The sequence below is a fragment of the Streptomyces sp. NBC_00572 genome (assembly GCF_026341815.1).
Taxonomy (GTDB): domain Bacteria; phylum Actinomycetota; class Actinomycetes; order Streptomycetales; family Streptomycetaceae; genus Streptomyces.
In genome coordinates this window covers 2,405,990-2,422,736 of record NZ_JAPENX010000001.1, presented here as the reverse complement: position 1 = coordinate 2,422,736, position 16,747 = coordinate 2,405,990, and the positions used below count along the sequence as shown (strand labels likewise).

Annotated in this window: 17 protein-coding genes; 12 read left to right on the top strand and 5 right to left on the bottom strand. The window is 72.7% G+C overall.

Annotation, left to right across the window (positions count from 1 at the left end; translation table 11 throughout):
- Positions 1 to 23: 23 nt before the first annotated feature.
- Positions 24 to 1,268 (bottom strand): LuxR C-terminal-related transcriptional regulator, encoded by a 1,245-nt coding sequence (locus OG514_RS10985; protein ID WP_266893365.1) that lies wholly within the window; start codon positions 1,266 to 1,268, stop codon positions 24 to 26.
- 152 nt (positions 1,269 to 1,420) lie between these two features.
- Here OG514_RS10985 and OG514_RS10980 point away from each other — a divergent pair, with 152 nt between their 5' ends.
- Positions 1,421 to 2,347: an NADP-dependent oxidoreductase gene (locus OG514_RS10980; protein ID WP_266893363.1), complete on the top strand. Its 927-nt coding sequence runs from the start codon at positions 1,421 to 1,423 to the stop codon at positions 2,345 to 2,347.
- Between the two features lie 77 nt (positions 2,348 to 2,424).
- Positions 2,425 to 3,003, top strand: coding sequence for a GNAT family N-acetyltransferase (locus OG514_RS10975; protein ID WP_266893361.1), 579 nt, complete (start codon positions 2,425 to 2,427; stop codon positions 3,001 to 3,003).
- A 113-nt stretch (positions 3,004 to 3,116) separates the two neighbouring features.
- Here OG514_RS10975 and OG514_RS10970 read toward each other — a convergent pair whose 3' ends face one another.
- From OG514_RS10970 to OG514_RS10960, 3 genes are all read right to left on the bottom strand, one after another.
- Complete coding sequence (locus tag OG514_RS10970) at positions 3,117 to 5,231, bottom strand: ABC transporter permease (protein ID WP_266893359.1); 2,115 nt, start codon at positions 5,229 to 5,231, stop codon at positions 3,117 to 3,119.
- On the bottom strand, positions 5,225 to 6,040 hold the full coding sequence (locus OG514_RS10965) for an ABC transporter ATP-binding protein (protein WP_266893357.1): 816 nt from the start codon (positions 6,038 to 6,040) through the stop codon (positions 5,225 to 5,227). Before OG514_RS10965 ends, OG514_RS10970 begins: the two co-directional genes overlap by 7 nt.
- Before the next feature lie 87 nt (positions 6,041 to 6,127).
- Positions 6,128 to 6,946 (bottom strand): NAD(P)H-binding protein, encoded by an 819-nt coding sequence (locus tag OG514_RS10960; RefSeq protein ID WP_266893355.1) that lies wholly within the window; start codon positions 6,944 to 6,946, stop codon positions 6,128 to 6,130.
- Positions 6,947 to 7,027: 81 nt separating this feature from the next.
- Between OG514_RS10960 and OG514_RS10955 the strand changes: the two genes are divergently transcribed.
- The 6 genes from OG514_RS10955 (at position 7,028) to OG514_RS10930 (ending at position 11,909) form a co-directional block, all read left to right on the top strand.
- Positions 7,028 to 7,417, top strand: a complete 390-nt coding sequence (locus OG514_RS10955) for a helix-turn-helix domain-containing protein (RefSeq protein ID WP_266893353.1) — start codon at positions 7,028 to 7,030, stop codon at positions 7,415 to 7,417.
- Entirely contained in the window at positions 7,396 to 8,541 is a 1,146-nt protein-coding gene (locus OG514_RS10950) for a DUF2786 domain-containing protein (protein WP_266893351.1), read from the top strand. The genes OG514_RS10955 and OG514_RS10950 overlap by 22 nt, the downstream gene beginning before the upstream one ends.
- Before the next feature lie 282 nt (positions 8,542 to 8,823).
- Entirely contained in the window at positions 8,824 to 10,896 is a 2,073-nt protein-coding gene (locus tag OG514_RS10945; protein WP_266893349.1) for an FUSC family protein, read from the top strand.
- Positions 10,897 to 10,998: 102 nt separating this feature from the next.
- A complete protein-coding gene (gene rpmG / locus OG514_RS10940; protein WP_266893347.1) occupies positions 10,999 to 11,163 on the top strand; it encodes a 50S ribosomal protein L33 in 165 nt (54 codons plus the stop codon).
- An 8-nt stretch (positions 11,164 to 11,171) separates the two neighbouring features.
- Positions 11,172 to 11,465 (top strand): type B 50S ribosomal protein L31, encoded by a 294-nt coding sequence (locus tag OG514_RS10935; RefSeq protein WP_266893345.1) that lies wholly within the window; start codon positions 11,172 to 11,174, stop codon positions 11,463 to 11,465.
- Between the two features lie 231 nt (positions 11,466 to 11,696).
- Entirely contained in the window at positions 11,697 to 11,909 is a 213-nt protein-coding gene (locus OG514_RS10930) for a DUF397 domain-containing protein (protein WP_173861569.1), read from the top strand.
- A 113-nt stretch (positions 11,910 to 12,022) separates the two neighbouring features.
- Here the strand turns inward: OG514_RS10930 and OG514_RS10925 are convergent, their stop codons facing one another.
- Positions 12,023 to 12,520 (bottom strand): ATP-binding protein, encoded by a 498-nt coding sequence (locus OG514_RS10925; protein WP_266893343.1) that lies wholly within the window; start codon positions 12,518 to 12,520, stop codon positions 12,023 to 12,025.
- Positions 12,521 to 12,826: 306 nt separating this feature from the next.
- Between OG514_RS10925 and OG514_RS10920 the strand changes: the two genes are divergently transcribed.
- The 4 genes from OG514_RS10920 (at position 12,827) to OG514_RS10905 (ending at position 16,679) form a co-directional block, all read left to right on the top strand.
- Positions 12,827 to 13,705 (top strand): helix-turn-helix transcriptional regulator, encoded by an 879-nt coding sequence (locus OG514_RS10920; protein WP_266893341.1) that lies wholly within the window; start codon positions 12,827 to 12,829, stop codon positions 13,703 to 13,705.
- Positions 13,706 to 13,823: 118 nt separating this feature from the next.
- Entirely contained in the window at positions 13,824 to 15,281 is a 1,458-nt protein-coding gene (locus OG514_RS10915) for an aldehyde dehydrogenase family protein (protein ID WP_266893339.1), read from the top strand.
- Positions 15,282 to 15,430: 149 nt separating this feature from the next.
- Complete coding sequence (locus tag OG514_RS10910) at positions 15,431 to 15,973, top strand: DinB family protein (RefSeq protein WP_266893337.1); 543 nt, start codon at positions 15,431 to 15,433, stop codon at positions 15,971 to 15,973.
- Positions 15,974 to 16,064: 91 nt separating this feature from the next.
- Positions 16,065 to 16,679, top strand: coding sequence for a PadR family transcriptional regulator (locus tag OG514_RS10905; RefSeq protein WP_266893335.1), 615 nt, complete (start codon positions 16,065 to 16,067; stop codon positions 16,677 to 16,679).
- The last annotated feature ends 68 nt before the right edge of the window (positions 16,680 to 16,747 follow it).

Genomic DNA, 16,747 nt, shown 5'->3' with positions numbered 1-16,747 from the left:
TGTGGGCCTTCGCGCCGCAGGCGTTACGCCGCTGCGTGGAACAGCGCCGCCGCCTCGCCCCGGGAGTCGACGCCCAGCTTGTTCAGGATGTTGGCGACGTGGAACTTCACCGTCGACTCGCTGATGTGCAGTTCCTCGGCGATCCGCCGGTTGCGGTGCCCGAGGGCCAGGTGCCGCAGGACCTCCACCTCCCGCTCGCCGAGGCCGGTCAGCGGGTGCGCCGCCTCGACCGGTGCGGCCGGCGCCGCCAGTGGGATCACCGCCGTGATCGTCGTGCCCCAGCCCGGGACCGGGTCCATGTCGAGCCGCCCGCCGAGCACGTCGAGCCGGTCCTTGATCGTACCCGCGCCCAGGTCGCAGGGGGCGAGCGCGCCCGCTCCGTCGTCCCGTACGGAGGCCCGCAGCTCGTGCTCGGTCAGCTGCCAGCCGACGTGGATCCGGTCCACCGAGTCCTGTTCGAGCACGATCAGGAGCAGGGACCGGACGATGGCCCGCGCGCTGTGCGCCACGTCCGCCGCGAGCGAGCGGTCCGAGTCCGGTGCCCCCAGGTCGAGCCTGACCTGGCTGTGCCGCAGCATCGGCCGGAGTTCGGCGGCGAGCCGTTCGAAGGCGTCCTGGACCGGCTCCTCCGCGAGCGCCCGGTCCCGCCGCTGTTCCGCCCGCATCTCGATCAGCGCCGACGCGGCGAGGTCGGTCGCGGTCGTCCGGGCCGTCGTGTCGTCCAGGGCGCGGCTGCGCAGCACCCCGAGGACCCCGGCGAGGGCCGCCGAGTGCGTGGCGGTCAGTTCCGCGATCACCCGGGCCCGGGTGTCGGCCGCCGACCGCGAACGGGCGAGGGCACCCGGCAGGGCCTCCGACGCGAAACGGTCGAAGTGGCCGGTCACCAGGTCCCACAGGGCCTGCGCCACGGCGAGTTCGGCCTCGCCCGCCGGGGCGGCGCCGTCCTCCCGGACCAGCACGAGGACCGCCCCGCGCCGGGTCGCGTGGCTCGTGACGGCCACGACCTCACGCTCCCGGCCGCCGAGCGTCGCGGTGCCCTGCCAGGGGCTCCCGGGCACGCCGGCCGCGAGCAGCGGCGCGAGTTCGGAGGCGGTGAGCAGCTCCGTACCGCCGAGCGCCTTGAAGGGGGAGTGGGCGCAGTGGGTGGAGAGTTCGGCCGCGTCCACGTGCGGGACGAGCGGGGCGAGGGCGGCCGAGACCTTGGGGAGGATCTCCCCGAGCGGCTGCCGGATGATCTCGTACGCGGTGGTCAGCGTGGTCGCGTCCATGCGAGCGAGCGTACGCGGGGAGGGGCGGGGAGCGGCCGGTATTTCGGCCAGGTGGGACTGGCCGTTGGGAGGGCGGGGAGCGGGGGGTCGTGGGCGCAGTCTTGATCACGTCGAAGAGCGGAAAACGTGAACGGGCAGCTGCGGAGGCTGAGATGGAAGCGATCGTGTACGAGGAGTTCGGCGGCCCCGAGGTGCTGCGCCACGCGACCGGTGTCGCCGTACCGGAGCCGGGTCCCGGTGAGGTCCGCGTCAAGGTGGCGGCCGTCGGGCTCAACCCGGTGGACTGGAAGCGGCGTTACGGGTGGGTCGAGGAGTTCTACCCGACGACCTTCCCGGCCGTCCCCGGCCTGGAGTTCGCCGGAACCGTCGACAAGCTCGGCGAGGGCGTCACCGGTCTGACGGTCGGCGACGAGGTGCTCGGCTGGACGAAGACCGGCGCCTACGCCGAGTACGCGATCGCCGGGACCGTCGCGCCCAAGCCGGCCGGGCTCTCCTGGGAGGCCGCCGCGAGCCTCCCGGTGGCCGGGGAGACGGCGCAGCGCGTGCTCGACCTGATCGGCGTACGGGAGGGCGAGACGCTGTTCCTGCACGGTGCGGCGGGTGTCGTCGGCTCGGTGGGTGTCCAGCTCGCGGTCGCCGCCGGGGTCACGGTGATCGGCAGCGCGTCCGAGTCCAACCACGCGTACCTGCGGGAACTCGGCGCGATCCCGGTGGCGTACGGGGAGGGTCTGGCCGACCGGGTGCGGGCCGCCGCTCCCGACGGCGTCGACGCGGTCTTCGACGCGGCCGGGCACGGTGTGCTGCCCGTCGCGATCGAGCTCCTGGGCGGGGCGGACGCGGCGAAGGAGCGGATCGTGACGATCGCGGACGTGGACGCGGAGCGGCACGGGATCGTGTTCTCGGGGGTCACCGGCGACCCCGACTCCGTACGGGCCGGTCTCACGGCCCACGCGCGCGCGGCGGTGGAGGGCACCCTCGCCGTCCGACTGGCCGACACGCTCCCCCTGAAGGAGGCGGCGCGGGCCCAGGAACTGAGCGAGTCGGGCCATGTGCGGGGGAAGTTGGTCCTGGTTCCGTAAGTCCCGGTGCGCGGTGGAGGCGGGGTGGGAAGATCCCTCCGCCGCGAGTGCGGGCCCCGACCTGGAAGGCGATGACGATGTACGCGATATCCCTGGGTGACGACGGCGCGGAGCTGCGCCCGCTCGAACCGTGGCAGGCCGACGAGTTCCTGGCGCACATGGACCGGGGACGCGAGTTCATCGGCGCGCGCAACGGCCTCCCCGACGTCGTCACCGACCTGGAGTCCAGCCGGGCCTTCCTGCGGGCGTACGCGGAGAAGGCGGCCGCCGACACGGGGCGCATCCACGGCATCTGGTCCGACGGCACCCTCGTGGGCGCGGTGATCCTCCGGAAGCTGGACACCGGGGGCGGAACGGCCGAGGCGGGCTGCTGGCTGGAGCCGGCGGGCGCCGGCAAGGGCCTGGTGACCCGGGCGGCGCGGACGCTCGTCGACTGGGCGATCGAGGTGCGCGGCATCCACCGGGTGGAGTGGGTGGTCTCCTCGGACAACGAGCCCAGCATCGCGGTGGCGCGTCGCCTGGGCATGAGCAAGGACGGCGTCCTGCGGGAGAGTTACCCGTACCGGGGCAGGCGCCACGACGAAGAGGTCTGGTCGGTCCTGGCCCCGGAGTGGCGGGCGGCGAAGGCGGCGAAGGCGGCGCAGTCCGGGGCCTGAGCCGACGGCGCCGAAACGTTCCGCCTCTCGCTAGGGTTCCACGCGCGCGGGTGGACGGGGCGGTGACCCGGCTCCGACCCCGGTCACCGCCCCGTCCGTCCCACCATCGCCGCTCAGCGCGTCAGGCGCCACGCGGGGAGGGCCGATGCGGCGATCGCGGCCGCTGCGCACGCGCCCGCCGCCGCGCCGACCGTGGTCCACGGGAGGGCCAGGGCCACCGGGGCCGAGAGGGCCGCGAGACCTGCTCCCAGGGCGCCCAGGACCAAGGCGGTCACCGCGAGGCCGAGCAGGGTGCCGATCGCGACGGCCAGGGTCGCCTCGCCCGTCACCACCCGCAGGATCTGGGCCCGGGTGGCCCCGGCGAGCCGCAGCGAGGCCAGCTCTCCGCCGCGGACGGAGGTCGCCATGAGCAGGGTGTTGGCGAGGCCGATCACCGTGTAGACGAGGGCGATGCCGAGGACCAGGGCCATGCCGAGCCGGGCCTGCGGGCTGCCGTTCGACGGGCGCTCGGCCTCGGCCCACGCGTCGGCGGTCGCGACGGTGCCGCCGCTCGCCTCCAGGGCCCGCACCGTGGCCGTGCCGCCGCCGTGTGCGTCGATCCGGTCGGGGGCGGAGCCGGGGGCGTTCGCCCGGGTGACGTACGGACCGTTGTCGCCGGTCCCGAGGGCGAGGACGGCCGCGATCCGGAGCCGTACCGGACCGGTCCCGTCCGCCCGCCAGACCTCGACGCTCTCGCCCACCCGGCGTCGCTCGAACTCCTCGTTCACGACGATCGACCGGTCGTCGAGGTCCCGCAGGTCGCCGGCGACCACGGGCAGCCGGGCGAGCTCGGCGAAGGCCGCTGGGTCGGTGACCGCCCGCGCCCCGTACTTCACGACGGCCGCGTCCCCGTCCCGTACGAAGACGGAGGTCGGCCCGGTGGGGGAGACGACCGCCCCGGCGGGCGCCGGCACCGGCTTCAGCTCCGTGCCCCGCACGACGTACTGCGCGGACGTCTGCTCGCGCGCTTCGACGCCCTTCGCGCGCGTGACGCTCGTCGCCGAGCCGAAGAGCGTCCCGGCGAGCGCCACGGTCACGAGGACGGGGGCCGCGACGGCGGCGGTACGGCGTACCGAGGCCGCGCTGTTCTCCCGTACCAGCGTCCCCACCGCCCCCCTCAGCCGCAGCAGCCGGGCGACCGGCCGGACGAGGAGCGGGGAGAGCAGGGCGATTCCGGTGATCAGGAGCATCGGGAGGGTCGTGTACGTCTTCCGCTTGAGCAGCGCGGACGGGTCCGTGGCGTAGGTCCAGGCGAGCAGCCCGAGGCCGGCCAGGAGCAGTCCCGTACCGAGGACGGCCCGGCCGAGGGGCAGGGTGTCGGTGTCGACGTCCGCCTCGCGGAGCGCGGCCGTCGGGCCGACCTTCCCGGCCCGCCGGGAGGCGGCCACGGCCCCCGCGAGGGCGACGGTCACCCCCGTCCAGAAGGCGGCGTGGAAGGGCCAGGCCGGCCCGCCGACCGTGAACCACTCCGGCGCCAGACCGCCGTCGACCAGGGTCCTGGCGAGCAGGGGCGCGCCGAGGGCGCCGAGCGCGCACCCGGCGGCGGAGGCGAGCACGCCGAGCGCCGTGGCCTCGGCGAGGAGGAGCCGCCGGATCTGGCCGGGGGTGGCTCCGGCGGTCCTGAGCAGCCCGAACTCACGGCGGCGCAGTGCCACGGCGAACGCGAAGGTGGAGGCGACGACGAAGACGGAGACGAAGGCGGTGACGCCGCCCGAGGTGCCGAGGAGGGCGTTGAGGCCGACGAGCGCGTCGGCGTCCCGCTCGGAGCCGGGGTCGGCGCGCCGCCGTTCGTCGCCGGTGAGGACCTGGGCGCGGTCGCCGACGAGCGCTCGGACCTCGGCGGCCGGGGCGTCCAATCCGATGGCGTCGGGGCCGCCGGTGGCGGTGAGGGTCCAGCGGGCCTTCAGTTCGCGGAGCAGATTGTTGTCCACAGGCTGTGGACGGTCGAGCCGCTGCGCCACGGACACGGTCTCGGGCCCGCGCCGCACATCGAGCGTCAGCCGGTCCTGACCCTGCACGACGACGGGCGAGGACGCGAACCGCTGAGGAGAACGCTCGGGCGCGTCAAAGGTGGCGGACAGCCCGAGGCCCATGACGGCGAGCAGCCCCACGCCGAGCGCGAGGGCGACGAAACCACCGAGGAAGGAGGCCCAGCGGGCACGCAGGCCGGAGAGGACGACGGTCAGCACGAGGTCCTCCCGGCGGGGGAAGCGGTGGTACGGGCCGTCCCCGGCCTCGCGGCCGGGGTGATCGTCTCCAGGGCCGTCATCCGCGCCGCGACCGCCTCTACCGTCGGGTCCGGCAACTCGCCCGCGACGCGGCCGTCGACCAGGAAGACCACGCGGTCCGCGCGGGCCGCCGCCACCGGGTCATGGGTGACCATGACGATCGTCTGACCGTCCCGGTCGACCAGATCCCGCAGCATGTCGAGCACCTCGCGGCTCGTCGTCGAGTCGAGCGCGCCGGTCGGCTCGTCGCCGAAGAGGACCGCCGGACGGGTGATCAACGCGCGGGCGATCGCGACCCGTTGCTGTTGTCCGCCGGACAACTCGCCCGGCCGGTGCCGTTCCCGCCCCGCGAGCCCGACGCGGGCCAGCGCCTCCCGTACCTCCGTACGGGACGGGCGGCGGCCGGCGAGCCGGAGGGGCAGGGCCACGTTCTGCGCGGCCGTCAGGGCGGGCAGCAGGTTGAAGGCCTGGAAGACGAAACCGATCCGGTCCCGCCGCAGCAGGGTCAGCCGCCGCTCGCTCAGCCCCTCAAGGGCGGTCCCGCCGACCTCCACCCGCCCGGAGGTGGGCCGGTCGAGCCCGGCCGCGCACTGCAGCAGCGTGGACTTGCCGGAGCCCGAGGGGCCCATGACGGCGGTGAACGTCCCGGCGCGGAAGTCGAGGTCGACGCCGTCGAGGGCGCGGACGTCACGGTGGTGACGGGTGAGCCCGCGGAGCCGTACGGCGGTGGTGGGGGCGGTGATGGCGGCGGTGGGGGCTGTCGAGGTCATGTCTCAAGCGAACCGTTTCCGCCGCCGCCGATCACGACCACTGAAGGGCGTCCGGAAGGTAGGCCTGGCCCTACCCCCGAGCCAGGTCTAGCCCTCCCGTACCGCCTTCACGAACACGTCCAGCGCGTCGAGCGGTTCGCGGCCGCCGAGGAGCGCGCGCAGATCGCTCTCGACCCCCGTACCGTCCAGGAATCCGTGGGCGATCGCCGAGTACGTGCTCGCCAGCATCGGCACCTGGAAGGGCACCGCCCCGGACGCGGCGATCGCGGTGCGGGCATCGGCGAGCGTGCCGGGGGCGTACGTCGCGCCCAGGGCCTCCGCCAGGTCGGCGCCGCCGAGGGCGCGCTCGCCGACGAGTTCGTAGACCCGGTTCCGGTGCGCGCCCGGGTCCGTGGCGACGGAGACGGCGATGTCGGCGAGGTCCGCGCGGGCGACCGCGGCGAGACGGCCCTCGCCGAGGGGGCCGGTGATCCGGTCGTCGGCGTCGGGGGCGGCGATCCAGGTGAGGAATTCGGCGTAGAGGCCGTTGCGGAGGATCGTCCAGTCGAGGGTGGTGGAGCGCCGCAGCCGCCGTTCGGTCCAGCGGTGCGCGAGCGCGTACGTGAGGTGGTCGCCGTCGCCGGAGAGGCTCGTGTACACGACGTGCCGTACGCCTGCCCGCTCGGCGGCCGAGATCGCGGCCTCGTGGCGGGCGACGACCGTGTCGTCCTCCCCGTACCCGGCGGATATCAGCAGCAGCGTGTCCACCCCGGCGAAGGCCTCCGGCAGCGTCCCGGGCGCGTCGAAGTCCAGCCGGCGGGTGCCGGGCAGCCCCGCGCGCGTACCGAGGACGACGTCCTCGCGACCGGCGAGCCGTTCGGCGACGAGCGAGCCGAGAGCGCCGGAGACGCCGGTGACGAGCAGCATGGTTTCCCCCAGGAGCCGTGGTGGTGAGGTGGCTGAGACCATCGTGGAGTGGCGGAGGAGATCGCGTAAGGAGGCACATTCATGTCCGAGGGGCACACGGAGGTAACCACCGATCCCCTGGTGAGCTGCGCGGAGGAGTGCGGCGTACGGGACGTCCAGGACCGGCTCGGCGACAAGTGGAGCGTGCACGTGGTCGTCGAACTCGCGGCGGGGCCGAGGCGGTTCAGGGAACTCCAGCGGCTCGTCACCGGGATCTCGCAGCGGATGCTGACCCTGACGCTGCGCCGCCTCGAACGGGACGGCCTCGTCTCGCGGACGGTGTATCCGACGACGCCGCCGCAGGTGGAGTACGCGCTGACCGAGACCGGGCACAGCATGACCCACCTGATCAAGCAGCTGATCGACTGGTCGCTCGACCACCGTGCGGTGATCGCCCGGTCGCGCGAGGAATGGGACACGAGGACGGCGTGAGTACGAGCACCACGATCGACAAGGCCTTCGAGGCGCTGTACGCGAGCGACGACGGGTCGCTCGACACGGCGGCGTCGCTGCTGGCCGCCGACCGGGGCGCCGACGCGGAACTGGCGCGTCGCGGCGAGGAGTTCGTACGGACGCTGTGGGGGCGGGGGTGGCAGCCGGCGGACCTGGCGCGGATGGTGCGCCGTGATCTCTCCGAGGACCACCTCCGGGTTCTGACCGGCCTGATCCAGGCCGAGACGGCCCGCTACGAGACGCTGCCGCACCGCTGGCGGGGGCAGCTCGACGAACTCGACGACACGTCTCGCGGCCGCCCGTCGGACCGCTTCTCGTACGCGACGACCGTCCTGGAGCTGTACCGGCACCTGGTCCGGCTGCCGCGCCTGGACGCGGTCGGTCCGGTGCCGGGGGAGGCGCTGCCCCCGGCCGTGGCCGGGGAGCCGCGGATGCTCACCCGGATCAGGGCGCTGCTCGCGAAGGCGGAGGCGACGGGGTATCCGGAGGAGGCGGAGGCGCTCACGGCGAAGGCGCAGGAGCTGATGGCGCGCCACAGCCTGGACGAGGCGACGCTGGCGGCGGGGGCGCCGTCGCCGGAGACGCCGGGGGCGATCCGGATCGGGGTGGAGCCGCCGTACGAGCAGGCGAAGGCGATCCTGCTCGACGCGGTGGCGACGGCGAACCACTGCCGGGCGGTGTGGAACGAGACGTACGGCTTCTCGACGGTGGTCGGCTTCGAGGCGGACCTCGACCCGGTGGAGCTGCTGTACACGTCGCTGCTCGTGCAGGGGACGGCGGCGATGACGCGGGCGGAGGCGGAGCAGCGGGCGGGGGGCCGCAAGCGCACGAAGTCCTTCCGGCAGTCGTTCCTGCTGGCGTACGCGAACCGCCTGGGAAGCCGCCTCGCGACGACGTCCCGCCGGGTCGCCGCGGAGACCCCCACCCTCCTCCCGGCCCTCGCCTCGCGGGACCTCGCGGTCACCACCCGCACGGACGAACTCTTCCCGGAAACCCGCACCACGCGCGTACGTGCCGCCTGGGACGAGGACGGCTGGAACCACGGCGCGACGGCAGCGGACCGAGCGGGCCTGGGCCCGGAGCGCCGGGGCCTACGGGGGTAGCCGGACGCCGGGCCGGGTGTCTCCGCGGGCCGGGCCCGTACGGCCGTGAACCCGGGGCCGTGCTCGTACGACCGCGGTTCCGGAGCCGGCACGGGTGCGCATCGCGGGCCCTGTGAACGGGCGCCGTCCTGATGGCGTCGTGCCCACCCCTTCCGCCCCTGGCGGACGTATGCCCACAACGGGGCGGCAGGGCGGCCCCGCCGCCCACCTCCCGCAGGGTTGCGGGAAGGGCGAGGTGATGGGATATGCCCCTTATGGGGTGATCGCGGATACGCTCGGGCCATGAGCTGGCTCCGGGCGTTGAGGGAGACCGCCCGCTCCGGGCTCACCGTCGAGCGGCGGCCGCTCGACCCCGTCCTCGCCGCCCGCGCCGCACTCGGGCTCGCCCTCGTCGTCGGCTTCTCCCTCGCCGTCTTCGGGCCCGCCGTCGCCGTCTCCTCCGCCTTCGGTGCCTTCCAGGCGGCCATGGCCACCTTCCAGCGTTCCTGGCGCCCCCGCCCCACCCTCGCGCTCGCCTCCGGCGCCAGCCTCGCCGTGTCGACCTTCCTCGGCTATCTCACGGGCGCCCACGAGATCTTCTTCCTCGCCCTTCTGCTCCTCTGGACGTTCCTCGCGGGGCTGGCCTGGGCCGCCGGTCCCACCGCCGGCATCATCGCCTCCTCCAACGTGGCGATCATGCTGGTGACCGTCACCCTCCCCACCTCCGTCGCCGCAGCCGCCGGCCACGCCGCCATGATCTTCGCCGGCGGTGTCGTCCAGGCCGCCCTGGTCGTCCTCCTCCCGGTCCGCCGCTGGGGCGCCCAGCGCGACGCCCTCGCGGACGCGCTCGCCGCCGAGGCGGACTACGCCCGTCGCCTGCGCCACGACCCGGTGGCGCCGTTCGATCCGCTGCCGCTCATGACCGCCCGCAGCGCCGCCGCGGTGACCCCGGGCCAGGCCCGCCGCCGTCCGGCGGAACTCCACGGGGCACGGGGCCTCGCGGAACGCATCCGCCCCGTCCTCGCCTCCCTCGCCGACCCGGCGGTCGGCGTCCCGGAGGAGGGCCCGGCACGCGCACGCGTGCGGGAGCTTCTCGGGGCGGCGGCCTCCGTCCTGGACGCCGCCGCGCACGCGATCCGGCACGGTGAACCGGTCACCCTCCCCGCCCCGGCCGTCGCCGCCCTGCGCACCCCGGACACCGGCGCGATCCTCCGCGGCCCGTCCCGCCGCGCCGCCCTCCGGCTCGCCGCGCTGCTCGGCGACGTCGTCGAGACGGCCGAGCCGAGGACGGAGACCACGGGTACGGGCGGGCACGGCGCCACCGCCCGTACCCGTCCCACCCTCGTCCGTCTCGCGCCGATCGTCGCCGCGAAGGCACGCGCCGAGCTGCGCCGGGACTCTCCGGTCCTGCGCCACGCGATCCGTGTCTCGGCGGTCACGGCCGCCGGATACCTGCTGGGCGCGGCGCTCCCCTTCGGGCACGGCTACTGGGCGCCGATGGCCTCGGTGATGGTGATGCGCCCGGACTTCTCGCAGACGTACGCGCGCTCGGTGGCCCGGTTCGGCGGCACCCTCGTCGGCGTGGGTCTGGCGACGGCGGTCGTCCAGTCGGCGCATCCGGGCACGTACCTGGCGGCCGGTCTCGCGGTGGTGTGCGCCTTCGCGAACTACCTGCTCATGCGCACGGGGTACGCGGCCGGCCAGGTCTTCGTCTCCGCGTACGTCGTGTTCCTGCTCGACATGGAGGGCGCGGGCCTGACCCAGACCGTCCGGGACCGGGTGCTGCTGACCCTGCTGGGCGGGCTCCTCGCGATGCTGTCGTACGCCGTGTACCCGGCCTGGGAGACGCCGCGGCTCCGCGGCCGGCTCGCGGACTGGCTGGCGTCGGCCGGCCGGTACGCGGCCACCGTCACCGCGCGGTACGCCGACCCGGCGGGATACGGCAGCCCCGACGTACGGGAGGCGCTCCTGGACACCCGCGCGGCCCGCGTCGCCTGGCAGGAGGCGGTGGAGCGGGCGACGCACGAGCCCGTACGGCACCGGGGGCTCTCGCACGCGGCGGCGGAACAGGCCGACCACGCGCTCGCCGAGTTCGGGCGGGTGGCGATGCTCCTGGAGGCGCATCTGCCGGAGCGCGGCGCCACGCCCGTGCCGGCCGCCGCGACCCTCGCCGAGTCCCTTCGCCGGGCGACGGAACGGGGCGCCAAGAAGGTACGGGAGCGGAAGGCGCCGAGCTGGGACGACCTGCGGGAGACGGTCGACGCCTGGTCCGAGGAGCCGCCGGACCACTTCCTGCTGCACAAGGGCGCGGTGCTCCTCCTGGAGGCCCTGGATGAGGTCACGACGGCCCTGATGGACTCCACGCGGGCGCGTTAGCCCCTCGTCCCCGGCACCCGCTTTCCCGTCTCCTTCAGCGGGTGACCTACCTCTCGACGGCAATATTGGCAATGGGATTCATTTTCATTTACTCTCCATGGCATGGCACGTAATGAGCTCCGCCCCGTCGTCAAGCTCCGGTCCACCGCCGGCGCCGGATTCACCTACGTCACCCGCAAGAACCGCCGCAACGACCCCGACCGCCTCACCCTGCGCAAGTTCGACCCGGTCGCCCGCCGGCACGTCGACTTCCGAGAGGAGCGCTGAACCGCCCCATGAAGCCCGCCATCCATCCCCCGTACGAGCCCGTCGTCTTCCGCGACAAGGCCGGCGGCTTCGCCTTCCTCACCCGCTCCACGCGCACCGGTGATCCCGGGAAGACCGTGGAGTGGGAGGACGGCCGCAGCTACCCCGTCATCGATGTCGAGATCTCCTCGGCGAGTCACCCCTTCTACACCGGCACCGCGCGCGTACTGGACACCGCGGGCCGCGTCGAACGCTTCGAGAAGCGGTACGGCAGGGGAGGGGGCGCTGCCGCGGGCGGCACCCCCGAAGATCAGGAACCGTAGGCTGCCCTCGGTACGTCCAAGAAGGCGTACGTCAGAGGGGGAGTGGGTGCCCCCCGTCCGCCGTACTCGCAGGTAGCACGCTCAGTCGCGTAGCCGCTACGCCACCCCCCGTGCACGTGCATCTGCTCATGCATCGGCATATGAACACAGCTATGATCCGAGGAAGTTGACACCTGCACCAAGCAACTCGGGGAGCTACCAGTGCATCATGCGCATCACGCGTACAACGGCATGGCGGCCACGGAGCTGCGAGGCGTCGTGTGGCAGAAGAGCAGGCACAGCAACTCCCAGGGATCCTGTGTGGAGTTCGCCAAACTGCCCGGGGGAAACGTTGCCGTACGCAACTCGCGACACCCCGAGGGTCCCGCCCTCGTCTACACGCCCGCGGAGATAGAGGCGCTCCTCCTCGGCGTCAAGGACGGGGAGTTCGACCACTTGGTGTGAGGACCGCGTCCTGGTGTGAGGACCGAGCCCTGCGACAGGACCGCGTACATACGAGAAAGGGCCCCGGCGGGTGTGCGCCAGGGCCCTTCTCGCATGCGTACGACGGGTCGCCGCTACTCCGGACCGATCCGGAACAGCGCCCACACCACCTTGCCCCGCAGCGTGCCGGCGAGCGGATGCCACCCCCAGCTGTCGCTGAACGAGTCCACCAGGAACAGTCCGCGTCCCGACTCGGCGGCGAAGTCCTCCTCGCCGCCGCGCGCCTCCGGGCTCTCCCGGCTGGGGTCGCGCACGGCGCACACGAGGCGCGAGGACCAGCGCATCAGGTGCAGCCGAACCGGTGGGTTCTGGCCTTCCTCCTGTGGCGCGTCGGCGGGCACCGCGTGGCGCAGCGCGTTGGTGACGAGCTCGGAGACGACCAGGGCCACATCGTCGAAACGTTCGCTCAGCTCCCAGCGGTCGAGCGTCGCGCTGGTGAACTTCCGGGCCCCGCGCACGGCTTCGTACCGTGCGGGCAGGGCGCAGGAGGCGGAGGTGGAGACGGCGCCGGGATCGATCGGCGGAAGGCCCTGCCTTAACGGCTCGAGCACGGTCGATCCATTCGTCCCCATGCGAGGCACTCCCGGGAATCGCGACTGTGGTGCGACAACACGACAACACGAACGAGCACGCGGCTGCGCGGGGTCCATGGTTCCGAATGCGACCACTGGATGCAAGGGCAGATGCACGTGCACGCGCCGGACCTGTCCGCCCCCGTGCCTAATCTGTGCATAAGTCGTCCCCCGGTCGGGGGGAACTTTCCGCGGCTGCCCGGAAGTCGCCGTCTTTCCGTAATCGAATGTGTACGCGCTGAAGCGTTTGGTGGCAGAATCCGGGGCTCGACGGGGGCTCGACACCGTAAAGGGGAGGCTGGAGCCGTGACCGCAACCGCAGGCGAATCGGGCGGAGCGAGCGGGAGTGTGGTGCGGCGCATCCTGCTGGGCTCCCAGCTGAGGCGGTTGCGCGAGTCGCGCGGGATCACCCGCGAGGCGGCCGGCTACTCGATCCGCGCGTCCGAATCCAAGATCAGCCGCATGGAGTTGGGACGGGTGAGCTTCAAGGCCAGGGACGTAGAGGATCTGCTCACGCTGTACGGCGTCGGGGACGAGGCCGAGCGCGGCTCGCTCCTCGGGCTCGCCCGCGAGGCCAACGTCGCCGGCTGGTGGCACAGCTTCGGCGACGTCCTGCCCGGCTGGTTCCAGACGTACATCGGCCTCGAAGGCGCCGCCTCCCTCATCCGCGTCTACGAAGTGCAGTTCGTCCACGGCCTGTTGCAGACCGAGGCGTACGCCCAGGCCGTCGTCACCCGGGGCATGCCCGACGCCCCCGCCGCCGAGATCGACCGCCGGGTCGCCCTGCGCCTCGAACGGCAGAAGGTCCTCGTCTCCGAGCGCGCCCCGCAGTTCCACGCCGTCCTCGACGAGGCGGCGCTGCGCCGCCCCTACGGCGACCGGGCCGTCATGCAGGGGCAGTTGAGGCATCTCATCGAGATCTCCGAACACCCGGGCGTCACGCTCCAGGTCATGCCCTTCAGCTTCGGCGGCCATGCCGGCGAGAGCGGCGCGTTCACGATGCTGAGCTTCCCCGAGTCCGACCTCTCCGACATCGTCTACCTGGAGCAGCTCACCAGCGCCCTCTACCTCGACAAGCGCGAGGAGGTCGCCCAGTACCAGCGCGTGATGGAGCGACTGCAGAAGGAAGGCCCGGATCCGGCCGAAAGCCGGGACCTTCTCCGAGGACTCCTCCAACTCACCTGACACATCAGTACGATGACGTGACATCAGTTCCGGCGTCGCGACGTCTCCGTGTCGCGGCGTCTCAGCGTCGCTTCTGTCATCCGTACAGACGTAGAGCGGGTAGAAGGGGTCTCGATCCATGTCGCACTTCACCGACCTGGCCCACCAGTACATCGACGGCGAGTGGAAGCCCGGCAGCGGCTCGTGGGACATCATCGACTTCAACCCGTACACCGGGGAGAAGCTCGCGTCGATCACCGTCGCCACCGCCGGTGAGGTCGACCGCGCCTACCGCGCCGCCGAGCGCGCCCAGGCCGAGTGGGCCGAGACCAACCCGTACACGCGCCGGCTCGTCTTCGAGCGGGCCCTGCGGATCGTCGAGGACCGCGAGGAGGAGATCGCCGAGACGATCGTCGCCGAGCTCGGCGGCACCCGTCTCAAGGCGGCCTTCGAGCTGCACCTCGCCAAGGAGTTCCTGCGCGAGGCGGTGCAGCTGGCGCTGCGTCCCGAGGGCCGCATCCTGCCGTCCCCGGTCGACGGCAAGGAGAACCGCGTCTACCGCGTCCCGGTCGGCGTCGTCGGTGTCATCTCGCCGTTCAACTTCCCCTTCCTCCTCTCGATCAAGTCGGTCGCGCCCGCGCTCGCGCTCGGCAACGCGGTCGTCCTCAAGCCGCACCAGAACACCCCGATCTGCGGCGGCACCCTCGTCGCCAAGGTCCTGGAGGAAGCCGGCCTGCCGGCCGGTCTGCTGAACGTCGTCGTCACCGACATCGCCGAGATCGGCGACGCGCTCCTGACCCACCCGATCCCGAAGGTCATCTCCTTCACCGGCTCCGACAAGGTCGGCCGTCACGTCGCCACGGTCTGCGCGCAGAACTTCAAGCACGCCGTCCTCGAACTCGGCGGCAACAGCGCCCTGATCGTCCTCGACGACGCCGACGTCGACTACGCGGTGGACGCGGCCGTCTTCAGCCGCTTCGTGCACCAGGGCCAGGTCTGCATGGCCGCCAACCGGATCCTGGTGGACCGGACGGTGGAGGAGGAGTTCACCGAGAAGTTCGTGGCGAAGGTGAAGACCCTGCGCGTCGGCGACCCGGCCGACCCCGCCACCCACATCGGTCCGCTCATCAACTCCCAGCAGGCGGAGGCCGTCTCCTCGCTCGTCGACCAGACGGTCGAGGCCGGCGCGACGGCGCTCCTGCACGGCACGGTCGACGGCAACCTCGTCTCCCCGTCCGTCCTCACCGGCTTCGCCCCGGACGCCCCGATCCTGGGCCAGGAGATCTTCGGCCCGGTCGCCCTGATCGTCCCGTTCGACGGCGAGGACGAGGCCGTGCGGATCGCCAACGACACCCCGTACGGGCTCAGCGGTGCCGTCCACACGGGTGACATCGAGCGGGGTGTGCGACTCGCCAAGCGCGTGCACACCGGCATGATCCACATCAACGACGGCACCGTGCACGACGAGCCGATCGTGCCCTTCGGCGGCGAGAAGCACTCGGGCATCGGGCGGCTCAACGGCGAGGCGATGGTGGAGAGCTTCACCACCCAGAAGTGGATCTCGATCCAGCACGGCCGGAGCCGATTCCCCTTCTGAGTCGGCTGATTTCCGAGCCGGCTGATTTCTCGTTGAGGACAGCACTTGTCCGCAAGGGTCCGTAACTTGATGGGTGTCGGAAGGGCCGAGGGCGAAAGGCCAAGGCCTCCCCGGCACCCATCTGCGTAGGCGTACGGAAGGCGGACATCATGGTGGCTCTTGTTCCCACGGAGGCTCACGGCGACGAGCGCGGCGCGCTCCTCAACTTCGTCGAGGCCCAGCGTGCCGCGATCCGCCGCTCGCTCCTCGGCCTCAGCGAGGAGCAGGCGGCGAGTCGCCCCAGCGCCAGCGAACTCAGCCTCTCCGGCCTGCTCAAGCACGTCGCCGAAGTCGAGCTGAACTGGCTCCGGCTGGCGCAGCAGCAGCCGAACGAGCGGGCGCGCACCGAGGAGACCTGGGGCGAGGGCTTCCGGCTCGTGAAGGAGGAGACGATCCCGGAGATCGTGGAGTTCTGGGCGGGCGTGGCGAAGGAGACCGAGGAGTTCGTCCGCTCGGTGCCGAGCCTGGACGACACCTTCCCGCTGCCCAAGGCGCCCTGGTTCCCCGCGGACGGACGGGTCTCGATCCGCTGGATGCTGCTCCACCTGGTGCAGGAGGCCGGTCGGCACGCGGGGCACGCGGATGTCGTCCGCGAGTCCCTGGACGGCAAGACCTCCTTCGAGCTGATCGCGGCGGAGCAGGGCCGGGGCTGAACGTGAGCGGGTCGGGGCCGCTCTCCGAGCGGCCCCGCGCGCGTGGCCACCGCGCGCGTACTCTGGTCAAGATTGACTAGGAGGTGCGGCGATGTCGGCGATCCGACTGCTCGTCCTGGGCGCGGTGAAGCAGCACGGCCGCGCCCACGGTTACCAGGTCCGCAACGACCTGGAGTACTGGGGCGCGCACGAGTGGTCCCATGCCAAGCCCGGCTCGATCTATCACGCGCTGAAGCAGATGGCGAAGCAGGGACTGCTGCACGCGCACGAGGTCGCGCCGAGCGCGGTGGGCGGTCCGCCGCGCGTGGAGTACGAGCTGACGGAGCGCGGCACCGAGGAGTACTTCGCGCTGCTGCGCGAGGCGCTGACCACGTACGACCAGAAGATGGACGTCCTGTCGGCGGGCATCGGCTTCATCGTGGACCTGCCCCGCGCGGAGGCCGCGGAGCTGCTGCGGCAGCGGGTGCGGGCGCTCGACGAGTGGCGGGCCGCGGTCACGGAGTACTACACGCCCGAGGGCGGCCCCGGTCAGCTCGGGCACATCGGCGAGATCATGCACATGTGGGTCCACTCGGCGGACGCCGGCAAGGAGTGGACGCTCGGTCTGATCGAGCGGATCGAGGGTGGGGCGTACGTGTTCGCGGGGGAGGGCGATCCCTTCGTGGGCGTCCTCGCCGAGGGGGAGGAGAACCCCTTTGCGAGCTGATCGGGTGCGCGGGAGTAGTTGCTAATCAAGTTTGACTAGAGGCCCGGGAGGGCATACCTTCCTCCGTC

Coding starts and splice junctions, on each gene's coding strand:
- OG514_RS10985 (WP_266893365.1), bottom strand. CDS start 1,268: ATGGACGCGACCACGCTGACCACCGCGTACGAGATCATCCGGCAGCCG.
- OG514_RS10980 (WP_266893363.1), top strand. CDS start 1,421: ATGGAAGCGATCGTGTACGAGGAGTTCGGCGGCCCCGAGGTGCTGCGC.
- OG514_RS10975 (WP_266893361.1), top strand. CDS start 2,425: ATGTACGCGATATCCCTGGGTGACGACGGCGCGGAGCTGCGCCCGCTC.
- OG514_RS10965 (WP_266893357.1), bottom strand. CDS start 6,040: ATGACCTCGACAGCCCCCACCGCCGCCATCACCGCCCCCACCACCGCC.
- OG514_RS10960 (WP_266893355.1), bottom strand. CDS start 6,946: ATGCTGCTCGTCACCGGCGTCTCCGGCGCTCTCGGCTCGCTCGTCGCC.
- OG514_RS10955 (WP_266893353.1), top strand. CDS start 7,028: ATGTCCGAGGGGCACACGGAGGTAACCACCGATCCCCTGGTGAGCTGC.
- OG514_RS10950 (WP_266893351.1), top strand. CDS start 7,396: ATGGGACACGAGGACGGCGTGAGTACGAGCACCACGATCGACAAGGCC.
- OG514_RS10945 (WP_266893349.1), top strand. CDS start 8,824: ATGAGCTGGCTCCGGGCGTTGAGGGAGACCGCCCGCTCCGGGCTCACC.
- rpmG (WP_266893347.1), top strand. CDS start 10,999: ATGGCACGTAATGAGCTCCGCCCCGTCGTCAAGCTCCGGTCCACCGCC.
- OG514_RS10935 (WP_266893345.1), top strand. CDS start 11,172: ATGAAGCCCGCCATCCATCCCCCGTACGAGCCCGTCGTCTTCCGCGAC.
- OG514_RS10930 (WP_173861569.1), top strand. CDS start 11,697: ATGGCGGCCACGGAGCTGCGAGGCGTCGTGTGGCAGAAGAGCAGGCAC.
- OG514_RS10925 (WP_266893343.1), bottom strand. CDS start 12,520: ATGGGGACGAATGGATCGACCGTGCTCGAGCCGTTAAGGCAGGGCCTT.
- OG514_RS10915 (WP_266893339.1), top strand. CDS start 13,824: ATGTCGCACTTCACCGACCTGGCCCACCAGTACATCGACGGCGAGTGG.
- OG514_RS10910 (WP_266893337.1), top strand. CDS start 15,431: ATGGTGGCTCTTGTTCCCACGGAGGCTCACGGCGACGAGCGCGGCGCG.
- OG514_RS10905 (WP_266893335.1), top strand. CDS start 16,065: ATGTCGGCGATCCGACTGCTCGTCCTGGGCGCGGTGAAGCAGCACGGC.